Source organism: Alcanivorax sp. HI0083, from assembly GCF_001635175.1.
In genome coordinates this window covers 1-736 of the sequence record NZ_LWFX01001783.1, presented here as the reverse complement: position 1 = coordinate 736, position 736 = coordinate 1, and the positions used below count along the sequence as shown (strand labels likewise).

The following is a 736-nucleotide window of genomic DNA, read 5'->3' as shown; positions in this document are numbered from 1 at the left end:
CACGAATGGATTCGGCCAGTTCTTCCAGGGCATCTGGCGACATGTCACGGCGCGGCTGGTAACGGCCTCGCTCCATGCACTCCACCGGCAGGTGGCGCAATTCGCCATCGCGGGGACGCTGATCGGGCTCACCCGTCGCTTCACCCTCGTTCTGCAGGCTCACTTCTTCCTGGTGCCGCTGATAGGACTCGTTGCTGCTAAGCAGGGCATCCAGGCCCTTGCTGAGACCGCGTTTACGTTTTGCCGCCATGGTGTTTCGTTCCTTATGAAGCTGCTGCAGGCTGGGCCTTGAGCGCCTGCTCACGACGCAGGATCTCACCGGCCAATGCCAGATAGCTGACCGCACCGCGGGATTTCGGATCGTAGGTGATCACCGGCGCACCGTGGCTGGGCGCTTCCGCCAGCCGCACGTTGCGCGGGATGATGGTGCGGTAGACCTTGTCGCCGAAGTGGCTGATCAGCTGGTTGGAGACATCGTTGGACAGGCTGTTGCGGGGGTCATACATGGTGCGCAGCAGGCCGCCGATGTGCAGCTTCGGGTTCAATACCGTGCGGATCTTCTCGATGGTGTTCATCAGCGCGGTGAGACCTTCCAGTGCGTAGTACTCACACTGGATCGGCACAATCACAGAGTCCGCCGCCGTCAACGCGTTGACGGTGAGCATGTTCAGGGATGGCGGGCAGTCGATGAGGATGTAATCGTACTGGTCACGGATACGCGCCAGCGCATTGCGCA

1 protein-coding gene and 1 pseudogene are annotated in these 736 nt (G+C 61.4%); both read right to left on the bottom strand.

Going from position 1 to position 736, the window contains the following annotated elements; all coding sequences use genetic code 11:
• Positions 1-250: pseudogene (locus A3754_RS25755) on the bottom strand (chromosome partitioning protein ParB); the annotation flags it as partial.
• Positions 251-263: 13 nt separating this feature from the next.
• On the bottom strand, positions 264-736 hold a 473-nt coding region (locus tag A3754_RS25750; RefSeq protein ID WP_156497244.1), incomplete at its 5' end, for a ParA family protein.